The organism is Bradyrhizobium hereditatis, assembly GCF_020329435.1.
Taxonomy (GTDB): domain Bacteria; phylum Pseudomonadota; class Alphaproteobacteria; order Rhizobiales; family Xanthobacteraceae; genus Bradyrhizobium; species Bradyrhizobium hereditatis.
In genome coordinates this window covers 52630-66870 of record NZ_JAGKJK010000015.1, presented here as the reverse complement: position 1 = coordinate 66870, position 14241 = coordinate 52630, and the positions used below count along the sequence as shown (strand labels likewise).

The following is a 14241-nucleotide window of genomic DNA, read 5'->3' as shown; positions in this document are numbered from 1 at the left end:
ATTGGAGCGGCAGCGTCTCGACAAATGGCTGTGGCACGCGCGGGTGGTGAAGGCCCGCACCTCGGCCGCCGCGCTGGTCGAGGCCGGTCATGTGCGCATCAACGGCGTGCGCGAAATGGCGCCGGGCCATTCGGTGAAGGTCGGCGACGTCCTGACGATCGGGCTCGATCGCGGCGTGCGCATCCTAAAGGTGGTAGCGTTTTCCGAGCGGCGGGGCGATGCGGTGGCCGCGCGCGTGCTCTATGACGAATTGCACAGTGGCAAGCAGTAAATGGCCGTAAACGGCTCGCGAGCCGGCTGAAAAACCGCTAGCAGAGGCTTGCTGCTTCCCTTGCGGCAGCGCACCGCATGCGCTACGCAAACCCCGGAAATCTGATCCGTTTCGCTGCCTTGTTCGGAGTCTTATTCGGAGCGCTGGATGACTTACGTCGTCACTGAAGCCTGTATCAAATGCAAATACACCGACTGCGTTGAGGTCTGCCCCGTCGACTGCTTCTACGAGGGCGAGAACATGCTGGTCATCCATCCCGACGAGTGCATCGACTGTGGCGTCTGTGAACCCGAGTGCCCCGCCGACGCCATCAAGCCCGACACAGAGCCGGGGCTGGAGAAGTGGCTCGAGGTCAACACGGAGTACGCCAAGAGCTGGCCCAACATCACCCAGAAGAAGGACGCACCACCGGACGCGAAAGAATGGGAGGGTGTGGAAGGCAAGTTCGAGAAATATTTTTCCAAGGAACCCGGCAGCGGTGATTAGGTTGTGGATAACTTAGCGGCTCATTGAGCCTGTCTTCGGCCCCAATCTGAACCGAACCGGCTTCTCGGATTTAACCCTGTTAGCGGTCTTATGGCGGAAACGGCCCCGTAAAGGCCCGGAACCGGCCGTAAATCATTGATTTTTGCGGAAAATGTGCTATATTGGGCACATTACAAGCCGATCCCGGCCATGCGTATCCTTGGCCCCGGTGGGTTTCCGTAAAAAACATCGAACAGGGGCGTGGCAGTTCCGCGCGCAGGCTGTGTCACAGAAAACGCGTAAAAAGAGTGCTTCCAAGACCGTTAAAAAAGCCGCTCCGGCCAGCCGCAGCGCAACCAAGGGCCGTGCCAAGGCGCCCATGAAGGACGCCAAGAAGGTTTCGGCTGCAAAGTCCTCCAAGAACAAAAGAAGCGCAATGCCAGAAAAGACTGCCAAGACCGCCGCGAAAGCGTCGGGTTCGAAGACCTCTGCTGCGAAAGTTGCTGCCAAGGCTCCCGCAAAGACCACTGTGAAGGCCGCTCCTGCGAAGGCTGCCGTTGCGCCGAAGGCTCCCGCCCACAAGCCGGCTGCCGCCGCGCCGCGCGTCGAGGAACCGAAGAAGGTCGTGACCCAGCGTCAGGGCTTCAAGGCCAACGAATTCGTGGTCTATCCCGCCCACGGTGTCGGCCAGATCCTGGCGATCGAGGAGCAGGAGATCGCGGGCGCCAAGCTCGAGCTGTTCGTGATCAATTTCATGAAGGACAAGATGACGCTCCGCGTGCCGACCGCCAAGGTCGCCAATGTCGGCATGCGCAAGCTGTCCGAGCCGGCGCTGGTCAAGAAGGCGCTGGAGACGCTGAAGGGCCGTGCGCGCGTCAAGCGGACCATGTGGTCGCGCCGGGCGCAGGAGTACGAAGCGAAGATCAATTCGGGCGACATCGTCGCGATCGCCGAAGTGGTCCGCGATCTCTACCGTTCGGAATCGCAGCCCGAGCAGTCCTACTCTGAACGCCAGCTCTATGAAGCGGCGCTCGATCGGCTGTCGCGCGAGATCGCCGTCGTCCAGCACTCGACGGAGACCGAAGCGGTCAAGGAAATCGAAAGCCAGCTCGCCAAGAGCCCGCGCCGCGGCGCCAAGGCCGAAGCGACCGAGGCCGATGCCGAAGCCGACGAGGCTGATGTCGATGCCGATGGCGACGATGCGGCCGTGGCGGACGAAGCCGCCTGAAAGGATCCCAAGGATTGAAACGAAAAGCCCGGTCGCAAGACCGGGCTTTTTGTTTGTTATCGGTCTTACGAGTTCGGCGTCAAAACCTCCATCGCCACCACGACTGTCCTCGCCCGGGGCGGACAGTTCGTCACCCATGTGAAGTCGCTGCCCGGCAATCTCCATGACGATCGCACGCTGGCTACCGTGATCCCCGCGTCAGAGTTCCGCTTGTGACTTAAGAACTCTGCGACATTGCCGCGCAATAGTCGTCTCCTCGCTGGTGGCGATGATCAGTACGTCTACGCTGCTGTGCGCCGCTGCAATGCTTTGCTCTCCGCCTGCATTGGCAGCGTCGTCAAGGCGAACACCCAGCCAGGCGAGACGATCGCAAATCTGTTGCCGGATCTCGGAGGCGTGCTCACCAATGCCACCGGTGAACACCAAGCAATCAAGTCCGGCGAGCGTGTTCGCCATCTCGGCGATTTTGCCCGCGACGCGGAAGGTGAATAGATCGATGGCTTCTCGCGCCGCAGTCTCTCGGCTTGCCAGCAGCGCGCGCATGTCGGCCGACACGCCAGACACGCCAAGAAGCCCGGATCTTTCGTACACTAGATGCTGCACCTCATCGGCCGACATGCCTTCTTCCTGCAAGAAGAACAGCAGCACGCCGGGGTCGATGGCCCCGCAGCGCGTCCCCATCACCAGACCATCGAGCGGGGTCAGACCCATCGTGGTGTCCACGCTTCTTCCCTCATGCAGGGCGCAGAGGCTTGCCCCATTGCCGAGATGAGCCACCACTGTGCGTTTTTGGGCCCATTCCGGTGCAAGTGCGGTAAGGCGGCTTGCGATATATTCGAAGGAAAGCCCATGAAAGCCGTAGCGGCGGATGCCGCGCTCTTCAAAATGTCGCGGAATCGCGAAGCGGCTCGCCGGCGGCGTCAGGCCGTGATGGAAAGCGGTATCGAAGCAAGCGATCTGCGTCAGCTTCGGCCGCAGCGATTTCACCGCCCGGAAGGGCGCCAGGCAGCGTGGCTGGTGCAGGGGCGCCAGCGGTGTCAATCTTTCCAGCGCCGCGAGAGTTTCGTCGTCGATCACGACCGGGCCCGAAAAGTCGCGGCCGCCATGCACGATGCGATGGCCCACGCCGGCAAGTCCGCCTCGGCCGAGATGGTCCTCGGTCCAGGCAAGTATGTCGGCGAACAGGCCGTGGTCCTCGCCTTCGCCGGTGTTTCCGCGTTTCTCGAAAAGCTGCTTGCCGGATGCGTCGGTCACGACCAGGCGCGGTGCTTTCTCCTGCTCGTCGAGCAGGCCCTTGCATTTCAACTGCGGTTCGGACGAGGCGATGTCAAACAGGCCAAACTTGATGCTGGAGGAGCCGGCGTTGAGCACCAGGACGGCATCTGACATGAGGGCCTCCCTCGCCTTCGCTGCGGACGCAGGATCTAGTCTCCCGCCTCGCGCGGCGTCGTGCCTGCCGCGCTGTTCGGCCACACCCACTGCCGCACTTGCGGCATGTCCTCACCACGTTCGCGCACGTAGCGCGAATGCTCGATCAACGCATCGCGGAATTCCTGCTTGATTTGGGCGGCCGCGGTGCCGAGCCCCGGGACTCGCTCGATTGCTTCCATCGCGAGATGGAAGCGATCGAGCTCGTTCAATACCACCATGTCGAACGGCGTCGTGGTCGTGCCTTCTTCCGCATAGCCGCGCACATGCATGCCGGCATGGTTGGCGCGCTTATAGGTCAGGCGGTGGATCAGATAGGGGTAGCCATGATAGGCGAAGATCACCGGCTTATCGCGGGTGAAGAGCGTGTCGAAATCGCGATCGGAGAGGCCGTGCGGATGTTGCTCCTTCGGCTGCAGCGTCATCAGATCGACCACGTTGACAACGCGGATCTTCAATTCCGGCAGCGCCTTGCGCAACAGGTCGACCGCTGCCAGGGTCTCCAGCGTTGGAACGTCGCCGGCGCAGGCCATGACCACGTCGGGATCGGCAGTGGATGTTTCCGTCCCGGCCCACTTCCAAATGCCGATGCCCGCTTCGCAGTGGACGATCGCTTCGTGCATCGACAGCCATTGCGGGGCGGACTGCTTGCCGGCAACGATCACGTTGATGCGATTGTAGGTACGCAAGCAATGATCCGCGACGCAGAGCAGCGTATTGGCATCCGGAGGCAGATAAACGCGGACGACATCGGCTTTCTTGTTGGTGACGAGGTCGACAAAGCCGGGGTCCTGATGGCTGAAGCCGTTGTGATCCTGGCGCCAGACGTGGGAAGTGAGGAGATAATTCAGCGAAGCGATCGGGCGTCTCCATGGTAATGCGCGCGCGACCTTCAGCCATTTGGCATGCTGGTTGAACATCGAATCGACGATGTGAATGAAGGCCTCATAGCAGGAGAACAGGCCGTGTCGGCCGGTGAGCAAGTAGCCTTCAAGCCAGCCTTGGCAGAGATGCTCGCTTAAGACCTCCATCACACGACCGTCATGGGCAAGGTGGACGTCATCGGGTTCGATTCCCTCCATCCAAACGCGATCGGTCGCCTCGAATACCGCGTCCAGCCGGTTGGATGAAGTTTCGTCGGGTCCCATGATCCGGAAATTGCGCGCATCCGCATTGAGCTTGACGACGTCCCGCAGCAACTTTCCCAGCTCCCGCGTGGCTTCGGCGACAACACTGCCGGGGCTGGGGACGTCGATGGCATATGAGCGGAAGTCCGGCAGCTTGAGCTCGCGTTTGAGCAGGCCGCCATTGGCGTGGGGGTTAGCTCCCATGCGGCGCTCGCCTGTCGGCGCGAGCCCCTGTAGCTCAGGCATGAGCCGGCCATTCACATCGAACAGCTTTTCAGGCTCGTAGCTCCTCATCCAGTCTTCAAGCAGTTTCAGATGATCGGGATTGCCGCGTGGATTGGCAATCGGCACCTGATGTGCGCGCCAAAACCCTTCGACTTTCAGTCCATCAATCTCTTTCGGTCCTGTCCAGCCCTTAGGACTGCGCAGCACGATCATGGGCCATGTTGGCCGGTGAAAGCCGCCTGTATGATTGCGCGCGTTCTGCTGGATCGAACGGATGCTGGCGAGCGCGACGGCGAGCCCATCGGCCATCAACTGATGCATCGCACGCGGATCGTCGCCTTCAACGAAGAGCGGCTCATAACCATAGCCTATGAAGAGATTTCGTAGTTCGTCATCTCTCATTCGCCCCAGCAAGGTGGGATTGGCGATCTTGTAGCCGTTGAGGTGCAGGATCGGCAGGACCGCGCCGTCATGCACGGGGTCAAGGAACTTGTTGGAATGCCAGGATGCCGCGAGCGGGCCCGTTTCGGCCTCGCCGTCACCGACTACGCAAGCGACGATCAGGTCCGGATTGTCGAATGCTGCGCCAAAAGCGTGGACCAGCGCATACCCCAGTTCGCCGCCTTCGTGGATCGAACCGGGAGTCTCGGGCGCAGCGTGGCTCGGAATGCCGCCGGGAAAGGAAAACTGCCGGAACAGTTTTGCAATTCCGTCGGCGTCAGCGGTTATGTCGGGATAGATTTCGCTGTAGCTGCCTTCCAGATAGGTGTTCGCAACCATGCCAGGCCCGCCGTGGCCTGGGCCGCAGACATAAATCATGTTGAGATCGTGAGCGCGGATTAAGCGATTGAGATGGGCATAAATGAAATTCAGCCCCGGCGTAGTGCCCCAATGTCCTAGCAGGCGCGGCTTGACGTGTTCGGCCCGAAGCGGCTCGCGAAGAAGGGCATTGCCCAGCAGATAAATTTGCCCAACCGAAAGATAATTCGCAGCTTGCCAGTATCGGTCAATCAGATCCAGTTCTCGGCTCGTCGGCGACTCAAGTGATGTTTCTTGCATGCCGAACTCCCGCGGCAACGAGAAGCTATGGATGCGGGCATGCTGGCATGATGATGTCGCGTACGTGCATCACGGGAAGGTCAGCAACGATCGCAACAAAAGAATCACGCTTGCAACAAGCGCGCAGAAGCTGCTCGACAGGACGAAAAGAAGAAAGTTCTCCATGCAGGAAACTCCGTCGCCTGATCAGTCGACGTTTGAGCCCGAAATCCGTTCCCGGCGTCCGCGCCAGCGGGGCAGATTTGCTGCAAACGCAATGTGACTTCTCAAGCGGAACCCGCCGCGATGCATCTTCACAGGAAGCAGCGACGTGAACGACCGAAGCTTCCAGCCTGCTGCTGGACTCGATTCTTCGGCGAGGGTTCCAGTTCCATTCCTTTACCCGGAAACGGCCAGTTTTCGACGTCTTGTGACCAGAATCGAAGGAGATTGTCCCGGCCGACATTAGATCTACCGCAAGGGGGATTCGATGAAAGGGCAGTACATCTTCTTCGCCGTTGTCGTGGCAGCTCTCTCGGCCGCGCTTCTTCCGATCAGCGCGCCGGCCGCGCCGACCAAGGAGTGCCGCGCCTCCGTGCCCGCAAGAGCGCAAGGACAATGGTCCTGGCGCCTGATCGATGGCCGCAAATGCTGGTACGCGGGCAAGGCCGTGATCCCGAAATCAGCGTTGCGCTGGCCCGCCGCGGCGCCGACGCCGGCGCAAGCCAAAGCCGAAGCGACCCCGGTCAGCGTTGCTCCGGAGACGCGCAGTGTCGTCACAGAGATGCGCACCGATCCGATGAACGCGCAGGCGCGCATGCTCGACGACGACAATACGTTCGAAGCGCGCTGGCGCGCGCGCGTGACGATTGAGTAGGTGAGGCTAAGCAAGTGCCGGATGGACCGGTGCGTGATGCGCTCACCGTCTTATCCTCCCCTGGATGGAGGACCGGTTCGCATGAAATGCGAACCGAGGTGGGATGACAGTCTTTCGTATCGGGCGCTGCCCGTGTTGAGAGATCACCCCACCCCGCCTCACATCTCGCTTCGCTCGCTGTGAGCCGACCCTCCCCTCCAGAGGAGGGTGAGAAACGTGGCTTGATGCTTCTTGTTCTGCGGGTCGAGATCCCGAGTTCGCTTCGCCTTCCATCCAGCCGGATTCAGGTCATCGGAAAGCGATTGTTCGGCCGGCGCACGCGCACCACGTCGAAGCGCATCGCATGCGACCACTCTACCTCTTATCCTGTCGCAGACCTTAAGGGTCTGAGCAGCGGGCCAATTTGTGTCAGTGCCGCGGTCATATATCAATTGTGGCACAGCCGTCCGCTTCCAATCGCACAGAATGCAGCTAGTCTGTTTTTCTCGTTTCAATTCCGATCTGTCTTTAATTCTGATCTGTCTTTCATGCCCAATTCATAATCTCGATGGTGCAGCTATGGCTGCAGGTGTCGTTTCTCTCAGCGGTACACCCACTCAGAATCAAGCTCTGGCGGTCAACGTCACAGACGTCGATGGCATCCCGGCGGGAGCACCCATCGCGTACCAGTGGCAGCAGAGCACCGACAATGGCGTGACCTGGACAGGGATCGCGGGGGCAGCCACTGACTCTCTAAGCCTGCAGCAGGCATACGTCGGCACGCTCGTCCGAGCCGTCGTGAGCTACATCGATGCCGCGGGAAATGCAGAGCAAGCCTTCAGCCCCGCAACTGCGTCCGTCGGCAACGTCAACGACGTGGGCATAGCCAGCATCACTGGTACGGCGGTTCAGGGCAGACGCTGACAGCGGGCGTTACCGATCTGGACGGATTGGCGAACGTGACCATCACGTATCGCTGGCAGCAGTTGATCAACGGAACATGGAGTAACATCGCAAACGCCACGGGAGATGTCGGTTGGACCAGCTGGGAGGAGATCAACACCGGCCCACCCGGAACCAATTTCGATTGGCCCTACCTAGAAGGCCCAGGCAGGACCGGCAGTTACCAGGACCTCCCGCAGGCAATCACTTTCTACAACAACGGCAACCGTAACAATGCCACGGACGAACCTGCCGTTTTCCCCATCGTGTCGCGCAGTCACGGCAGCCCGGATAATGCCTCTGCGATCACGGCAGGAGATTTCTATAATCTGAACACTTTGATCTTCGACGACGTTCTTAATGGCAATATCTACGCGGCCACGTTGAACGCCAGCCGGCAGGTCACCAACATCCAGGTGGTCGATTCGGGCATAGCCGGCATCGTTGACCTGCAGAAGGGGCGCGACGGCTCGCTTTACGGCGCCGATGTGTTCGATGGCACGATCCGGCGTTGGGTGGACTTATCGGCCGTTTCTGCGAACGCGCTGGGGCTCGTGATGCCGTCCTTCTGATTGGAGCGGTAACGCCTCAAGCCGCCTCAATCCACCACTATCTTTACGCGGTCGCGCGGCTTGACCTGGGCGTGCTGGTCGAGGCCGTTGAGGATGCGGAAGCGCTCGGTCGGGCGGTCGACGCCGGACATGCGGTGGGAGAGCGATTCCACGGTGTCGCCGGGCTGCACGGTGATGACCTTGATGCGCAGCGGACGTGCGGCCTGGATTTCTTCCAGCGTCAGGCGGCGGAATGAGTTGACGGTCTCGCGCGCATTGCGCTCGCTTTCGGTGTTGCGCTGCTTGGCGGCGAAGATGAAGCGGTAGACGTCGCTGCCGTAACGCAGCGCATAGACCTTGAACTGCCACTGATCGCCGTTCGCGGATGCTGAAGCTACCGGGAAGCCGTTGATCATGAGATCTTCGGTCGAGCCCTTGTCGACGCCTTCCATCCAGCCGGAATTGAGGTAATCGGACAGCGATTGTTCGGCCGGCACGCGCACCACGTCAAAGCGCATCGCCTGCGTGCCGCCCTCGCGTACGCCGATCACGGCCTGCGCGGTGTTATCCAGCGTGAACGTCTCGGGCGCCTGGAAGGTGAAGCCAAGCTTGGGATGCAGGAAGCGGCGTCCGCGCACAAAGCCTTCGCTGGGATCTTCGCCATAGACGATATTGTCGATGGCGGCGAGATAGGTCTCGCGGTCGCGCTCGCCGCCCTGCGGCGAAGTATATTGCCGGGCGGTGGCCTGCGCGTTCTGCACGCGCTCGGGCGTTGCCGGATGCGAGGACAGAAAGTCCTGCGTACGGGGATCGAGCGAGGTCTTGCCGGCCTTCAGCGCCGCATTACGCTCCATCGCCGCGAGGAAACGCGCCGCGCCGTAGGGATCGAAACGGGCGCGGGCCGCAATGCCGACGCCAATGCCGTCGGCCTCGAATTCCTGCTGCCGCGAGAAGCTCGCCATCGTCAGCTTGGTCTTTGCCAGCGCCAGCGCGGTCAGATCCGGGTCGTTGCTCATGTCGGTGACGACGCGCGTCACCACCGCCGCCTGCCGCGCCTGGTCTTCCCGGATCGAGGCGTGCTTGGCCAGCACATGCGCCATCTCGTGGCTGAGCACGGACGACAGTTCCGAGGTGTCGCTGGCGAGCGCGATCAGCCCGCGCGTCACGTAGAGCTGCCCGGTCGGCAGCGCGAAGGCATTGACCGCGCCGGAATTGAGGATGGTGACACGATAGGCCTGGTCGGGGCGGTCGGAGGCCGCAACCAGGCGGTCGACGGTCTTGCCGATCAGGGTCGCGAGTTTTGGATCGTCATAGGCGCCGCCATAGGAGGCCAGGATGCGCTCGTGCTCGCGCTCGCTCGCCGGCGTTTGCGCGACAGTGCGCGATGGCTTCGGCGCGGGCACGGTCGGCGCGGCGGTCTCGATTTTTCCCAGATTTCCACAGGCGGAAAGCGTCAGCGCGGCGCAAATAAGCGCCGGCGCAGCCAAAAGGCGGCGGCCCCTGTTCCCTTCGCGCCGTTCTGCACGATGCGTCAAATCAGCCACTAAGATCACGATCCGACCCGGAACAGTGATCTCATCCCTGTTTCGCGCACGATCCTAAGCGAAAACCGGTGCCCAGTCTTCGGATCACGCGCTAGTTCCCGCCCAGCACCTCTATCTGCCCCACCCTGAGCACTTCAATCCGCGGTCCGCCCCGCGAAGAGACAACACCGCGGACACGAATCCTCCGATTTTCGAACAACTTAGGACGAAGGCCGGCGTTCTCGAACGCCGGAATGATGCGCCTTGGAATAGTCGCAGCAAAGTCCTGTGTCCAGTTCCGCCCGAAATTCAGGTAAGTGATTGCCCCCGCTTGTCGAACGGACAGTACTCTACCCTCAACCACCGTGAACTGCCCAATCGCGGCCAGAATATCGCCCGGACTTTCGGTGTTTTTTATGGCCGAGGTTTCCGCCCAGATGCCCAATTTGGCGTCGCGTGCCGTGCGTTCGGCGGCAGCCAGTGCAGCAGCGCAATTTTTCTCGGCTATATCGCTCGAAATCAGCGCTTCGCCGCGGCGCAGCAGTTCCATTTGTACCGAGAGTTCCGAGCCCGCCACGAACACGAAGGCCGATTGGCGGCCGTAGCGGTCCGGCGAATCATCCTCCCCGTGCAGCGTTACTTCGCGGCCGGCGACGATAGCCGACAATGCGGCTCTGCCGCCGGTCCTGTCGGTTCCAGTTCGCTCGATGCCGGCGAGGCGGATTTCGCGGCCGTCTTCGAGGCGAAAGCTGCGCGCATCGACGACAGTGGCGACGCGGCCTTCGCCCTGCCGCTCCAGTACGCAATCGGCAGCGTCGGCACTGCCAATGCACGCCAGCGCGAAAAGTGATGCGGCGCATGCCGGAAGCGAAGCGCAGCCACGCAATATCGGACGCACTATAACGCTGCTCACCGGCCCCGCCATTCCTGTATGCTTGATCAATAGCCGTTCCACTACCTTAGATTGCTACGCAGGGGGAGACAATGGAAGTCAACGGCATCGCCCATATTTTTCTGACTGCCTCGAATTTCGAACGCTCCCGCGATTTTTATCACAAGCTGCTGCCGTTTCTCGGCCTCAAGCCGGTGATCGATACCGAGACCACCTATTACTGCGTTGGCGGCCGCACCGCGGTCGGCATCAGCGCGCCGTCAGTCGAGTACGAAGGCGCCGCGTTCGAGCAGAAGCGCGTCGGCCTGCATCACCTCTGCTTCCGCGCTCGCGAGCGTGCCGATGTCGACGAGCTGCATGCCTTCCTGCAGACGTTATGCGCCAAAATCATCCGCGCGCCGCGCGAGGACCAATGGGCGCCGGGATATTATTCGATTTTGTTCGAGGATCCCGACGGCATCAGGCTCGAGCTCAATCATGTGCCGGGAAAGGGGTTGTTGGCCTAAGTGGAGCAGCGGCGCTTCGTAGATGGGGTAACGGGCCCCGAGGCCTCCCAAGCCAGCCGCGCGACGCGCGCTACCACATTGCGCCGTAGCTAGCGCGGCTGGCTTGGGAGGCCTCGGGGCCCGTTACCCCATCTACTTGAGTCCACAAAGATCATTCCGCTTAGCGGGAAATCACGCCGACACTCCGTCTTCCTCTCTGCCTTGCTGCCGCAGATGCCATGCGGCATGATCGCGCCGAAATTTCAAAGCCGCAGGCAATGCGGCGCGAGCAGGGGAGGACTCCGTGAAGAGAGCAACAGCAAGCATTGTCGCGGTGGCGTTGGCGATGTCGGCGAGTGCGGCATTGGCGCAAGGCAAGCCGCCGCTCAAGATCGGCGGCATTCTCGACATGTCGGGCCTCTACGCTGATATCACCGGGCCGGGCTCGGAGACCGCCGCGAAGATGGCGGTGGAGGATTTTGGCGGCGAGGTGCTGGGCCGCAAGGTCGAGATCGTCGCGGCGGATCATCTCAACAAGGCCGACCTTGCCGCCAGCATTGCGCGCGACATGCTCGATAATCAGGGCGTCGAGATGCTGTACGACGTCGCCGCGTCCGCCACCGCACTTGCCGCCGGCGAGATCGCGAAGGCGCGCAACAAGATCGTGATGTATAGCGGCCCGGCCTCGATCCGCCTCAGCAACGAGGCCTGCGGTCCCTACACCGTGCATTACTCTTACGACACGTTTGCGCAGGCCAACGTCACCGGGCTCGCCACTGTCAAATCCGGCTTCGAGACGTGGTTCTTCCTCACCGCTGACTATGCCTTCGGTCAGGACTTGGAAAAGGACACCACCAATGTGGTGGTGAAGGCCGGCGGCAAGGTGCTCGGCAGCGTCAAGCATCCGCTCAATACGTCTGACTTCTCCTCGTTCCTGCTGCAGGCGCAGAGCTCGAAGGCGAAGGTCGTGGGCCTCGCCAATGCCGGCGGCGACACCATCAATGCGATCAAGCAGGCGGCGGAGTTCGGGCTGACCAAGAGCGGCGGGCAGAAACTCTCGCCGCTGCTTGCCTTTGTCACCGACATCGACAGCGTCGGGCTGGAGACCGCGCAGGGTCTTCTGCTGGCGGAAGCGTTCTACTGGGACCTCAACGATGAGACCCGCGCGTTCTCAAAACGCTTCCAGGAGCGCGTCAAGCGGCCGCCGACCGCCGCGCAGGCCAGCGTCTATTCGTCCGTGCTGCATTATCTGAAAGCCGTGAAAGCCGCGAACACGACGGATGCTGCCGCGGTGATGAAGATGATGAAGGAGACGCCGATCAACGACATGTTCGCCAAGAACGGCAAGATCCGCGACGACGGCCGCATGGTGCACGACATGTATCTGTTCGAGGTGAAGAAGCCGTCGGAGTCGAAGGGGCGCTGGGATTATTACAAGCTGCTGGCGACGATTCCCGGCAACGAGGCATTCCAGCCGCTGGAGGCCTCGCGCTGCCCGCTGGTGAAGAAGTGACGGCTCAAATCAACAACAACGAAAGTACGACACATGAGCGCAAACGAAATGGTCCTCCAGAAATTCGAACAGGGCTTGCTCACCATCACCATGAACCGCCCCGAGCGGCGCAACGCGCTCAACCCGGACATGACGCGCGGGCTGGTGGAGGCGGCGCGGCGCGCGGCCGAGGATCACGAGGTGCGCGCGGTGCTGATCAAGGGCGCCGGCGGCACGTTCTGCGTCGGCGGTGACGTCAAGTCGATGGCGGAGGGGCGGGCGCCGCTCGGTTTTGAAGCCAAGATGGCCAACTTGCGCCGCGGCATGGAAGTCTCGCGCATCCTGCACCAGATGCCAAAACCCGTGGTGGCGCAGCTCGATGGCGCGGCGGCCGGCGCCGGTCTCTCGATCGCGCTGTCCTGCGATCTGCGCGTCGCCAGCGCCTCCTGCAAGATCACGACCGCCTTTGCCAAGGTTGGACTCTCGGGCGATTACGGCGGCACCTATTTCCTCACCCAGATGCTCGGCAGCGCGAAGGCGCGCGAGCTCTATCTGACTTCTCCAGTGCTGAGCGCGACGGAGGCCTACAATCTCGGCATGGTAACAAAGGTGGTGCCGGACGCCGAGATCGACGCCGAGGCGCGCGATCTCGCAATGTCGCTGGCGCAGGGGCCATCGGTGACGCTGGGCTACATCAAGCGCAATATCAACAACGCCGAGACGATGTCGCTGGAAGCCTGCTTCGACGCCGAAGCCATCCACCACTCGCGCTCAGGCGACACCGCCGACCATAAGGAAGCGGCGAAGGCGTTTGTCGAGAAGCGCAAGCCGATCTTCCAGGGGCATTGATATGGCGGAGTATCTCAGGCTGCGGCAGATCTGCCTGGTGGCGCCGCATCTCGAGCCCGTGATCTCGGACATTTCCGCGATCATGGGCCTCAACGTCTGCTTCCGCGACAGCAACGTCGCAAAGTACGGCCTGGAGAACGCGCTGCTGCCAGTCGACACCATTTTGCTGGAGGTGGTGGCGCCGTTCCAGCCGGGCACTGCGGCGGGACGTTTTCTCGACAAGACCGGCGGCCGCGGCGGCTACATGGCGATCTTCTGCTGCGACGATCCCGACGCGCGCGGCAAGCATGCGAACGGGATGGGCGTGCGTACGGCGAATGTGATCACGCACGCGCCTTACCATGGCGTGCAACTGCACCCGCGCGATTGCCGCGCCGCCTTCATCGAGTTCAACCACACTGACGGCAGCGACGACGTGCTCGGGCCCTATCCGCCGGCGGGCCCGGACTGGCAGAAGGCGATCCGCAACGACGTGACGCTGGCCTTGACGGAAGTCGAGATGCAGAGCCCGGACCCGCAAGGGCTGGCCGAGCATTGGGGGAGGATTTTGCAGGTGCCCGTCAGCAAGGGTGCAGGAGGTGCGCCTGAATTGAAGCTGCCCAATGCGAGCTTCCGCTTTGTGGGCGGCACCAGCGATTTGATGAGCGGACTAACGTTCAAGGTCGCCGATATCGCCAAGGTGCGTGAGGCCGCAAAGGCGAAGGGCTGCAGGATGTCAGGCGACAGCTTCGATCTCTGTGGCGTGACGTTCAAGCTGGTGGCGTGAGCGCCGCGCGGCGCAATTCATCGTTAGGTGAGCACGCTAGTAAGGCTTGGGGAGAGGGGTACGCCGCACACTCATTCGGAAGAGGCTGCGTGAACTCGTGCCA

At 61.8% G+C, this 14241-nt stretch carries 14 protein-coding genes; 10 read left to right on the top strand and 4 right to left on the bottom strand.

What is annotated here, in order from left to right:
• Position 1 precedes the first annotated feature (1 nt).
• From J6524_RS29265 to J6524_RS29255, 3 genes are all read left to right on the top strand, one after another.
• Entirely contained in the window at positions 2–271 is a 270-nt protein-coding gene (locus tag J6524_RS29265; protein WP_225677119.1) for an RNA-binding S4 domain-containing protein, read from the top strand.
• 147 nt (positions 272–418) lie between these two features.
• Positions 419–757 carry a ferredoxin FdxA gene (gene fdxA, locus J6524_RS29260; RefSeq protein ID WP_225677117.1) on the top strand — a complete coding sequence of 113 codons (339 nt, stop codon included), beginning with the start codon at positions 419–421 and terminating at the stop codon, positions 755–757.
• A gap of 415 nt (positions 758–1172) precedes the next feature.
• Complete coding sequence (locus J6524_RS29255) at positions 1173–1964, top strand: CarD family transcriptional regulator (RefSeq protein ID WP_225677115.1); 792 nt, start codon at positions 1173–1175, stop codon at positions 1962–1964.
• Positions 1965–2162: 198 nt separating this feature from the next.
• Here the strand turns inward: J6524_RS29255 and J6524_RS29245 are convergent, their stop codons facing one another.
• Both J6524_RS29245 and J6524_RS29240 read right to left on the bottom strand, forming a co-directional pair.
• Complete coding sequence (locus tag J6524_RS29245) at positions 2163–3353, bottom strand: acetate/propionate family kinase (protein WP_225677113.1); 1191 nt, start codon at positions 3351–3353, stop codon at positions 2163–2165.
• Positions 3354–3388: 35 nt separating this feature from the next.
• Positions 3389–5803, bottom strand: coding sequence for a phosphoketolase family protein (locus tag J6524_RS29240; RefSeq protein ID WP_225677110.1), 2415 nt, complete (start codon positions 5801–5803; stop codon positions 3389–3391).
• 469 nt (positions 5804–6272) lie between these two features.
• On the opposite strand from J6524_RS29240, the gene J6524_RS29235 reads away from it, so the two are divergent.
• The 3 genes from J6524_RS29235 to J6524_RS29225 all read left to right on the top strand — a co-directional run bounded on the left by J6524_RS29235 (position 6273) and on the right by J6524_RS29225 (position 8152).
• Positions 6273–6659: a hypothetical protein gene (locus J6524_RS29235; protein WP_225677108.1), complete on the top strand. Its 387-nt coding sequence runs from the start codon at positions 6273–6275 to the stop codon at positions 6657–6659.
• 465 nt (positions 6660–7124) lie between these two features.
• Positions 7125–7562: a DUF8696 domain-containing protein gene (locus tag J6524_RS29230; protein WP_225677106.1), complete on the top strand. Its 438-nt coding sequence runs from the start codon at positions 7125–7127 to the stop codon at positions 7560–7562.
• A 35-nt stretch (positions 7563–7597) separates the two neighbouring features.
• On the top strand, positions 7598–8152 hold the full coding sequence (locus tag J6524_RS29225; protein ID WP_225677104.1) for a PQQ-dependent sugar dehydrogenase family protein: 555 nt from the start codon (positions 7598–7600) through the stop codon (positions 8150–8152).
• Between the two features lie 26 nt (positions 8153–8178).
• Here the strand turns inward: J6524_RS29225 and J6524_RS29220 are convergent, their stop codons facing one another.
• Both J6524_RS29220 and J6524_RS29215 read right to left on the bottom strand, forming a co-directional pair.
• Positions 8179–9666, bottom strand: coding sequence for a M48 family metalloprotease (locus tag J6524_RS29220; RefSeq protein ID WP_225677257.1), 1488 nt, complete (start codon positions 9664–9666; stop codon positions 8179–8181).
• Positions 9667–9766: 100 nt separating this feature from the next.
• Positions 9767–10597 carry a thermonuclease family protein gene (locus J6524_RS29215; protein ID WP_225677102.1) on the bottom strand — a complete coding sequence of 277 codons (831 nt, stop codon included), beginning with the start codon at positions 10595–10597 and terminating at the stop codon, positions 9767–9769.
• Between the two features lie 41 nt (positions 10598–10638).
• Here J6524_RS29215 and J6524_RS29210 point away from each other — a divergent pair, with 41 nt between their 5' ends.
• The 4 genes from J6524_RS29210 (at position 10639) to J6524_RS29195 (ending at position 14138) form a co-directional block, all read left to right on the top strand.
• Positions 10639–11052 carry a VOC family protein gene (locus J6524_RS29210; protein WP_225677100.1) on the top strand — a complete coding sequence of 138 codons (414 nt, stop codon included), beginning with the start codon at positions 10639–10641 and terminating at the stop codon, positions 11050–11052.
• Between the two features lie 325 nt (positions 11053–11377).
• Complete coding sequence (locus J6524_RS29205; protein ID WP_225677255.1) at positions 11378–12544, top strand: ABC transporter substrate-binding protein; 1167 nt, start codon at positions 11378–11380, stop codon at positions 12542–12544.
• A gap of 33 nt (positions 12545–12577) precedes the next feature.
• A complete protein-coding gene (locus tag J6524_RS29200) occupies positions 12578–13372 on the top strand; it encodes an enoyl-CoA hydratase (RefSeq protein ID WP_225677098.1) in 795 nt (264 codons plus the stop codon).
• 1 nt (position 13373) lies between these two features.
• Positions 13374–14138: a VOC family protein gene (locus J6524_RS29195; RefSeq protein WP_225677096.1), complete on the top strand. Its 765-nt coding sequence runs from the start codon at positions 13374–13376 to the stop codon at positions 14136–14138.
• Positions 14139–14241 lie beyond the last annotated feature (103 nt).

Coding starts and splice junctions, on each gene's coding strand:
- J6524_RS29200 (WP_225677098.1), top strand. CDS start 12,578: ATGAGCGCAAACGAAATGGTCCTCCAGAAATTCGAACAGGGCTTGCTC.
- J6524_RS29195 (WP_225677096.1), top strand. CDS start 13,374: ATGGCGGAGTATCTCAGGCTGCGGCAGATCTGCCTGGTGGCGCCGCAT.
- J6524_RS29245 (WP_225677113.1), bottom strand. CDS start 3,353: ATGTCAGATGCCGTCCTGGTGCTCAACGCCGGCTCCTCCAGCATCAAG.
- J6524_RS29240 (WP_225677110.1), bottom strand. CDS start 5,803: ATGCAAGAAACATCACTTGAGTCGCCGACGAGCCGAGAACTGGATCTG.
- J6524_RS29235 (WP_225677108.1), top strand. CDS start 6,273: ATGAAAGGGCAGTACATCTTCTTCGCCGTTGTCGTGGCAGCTCTCTCG.
- J6524_RS29230 (WP_225677106.1), top strand. CDS start 7,125: ATGCAGCTAGTCTGTTTTTCTCGTTTCAATTCCGATCTGTCTTTAATT.
- fdxA (WP_225677117.1), top strand. CDS start 419: ATGACTTACGTCGTCACTGAAGCCTGTATCAAATGCAAATACACCGAC.
- J6524_RS29205 (WP_225677255.1), top strand. CDS start 11,378: ATGTCGGCGAGTGCGGCATTGGCGCAAGGCAAGCCGCCGCTCAAGATC.
- J6524_RS29210 (WP_225677100.1), top strand. CDS start 10,639: ATGGAAGTCAACGGCATCGCCCATATTTTTCTGACTGCCTCGAATTTC.
- J6524_RS29255 (WP_225677115.1), top strand. CDS start 1,173: ATGCCAGAAAAGACTGCCAAGACCGCCGCGAAAGCGTCGGGTTCGAAG.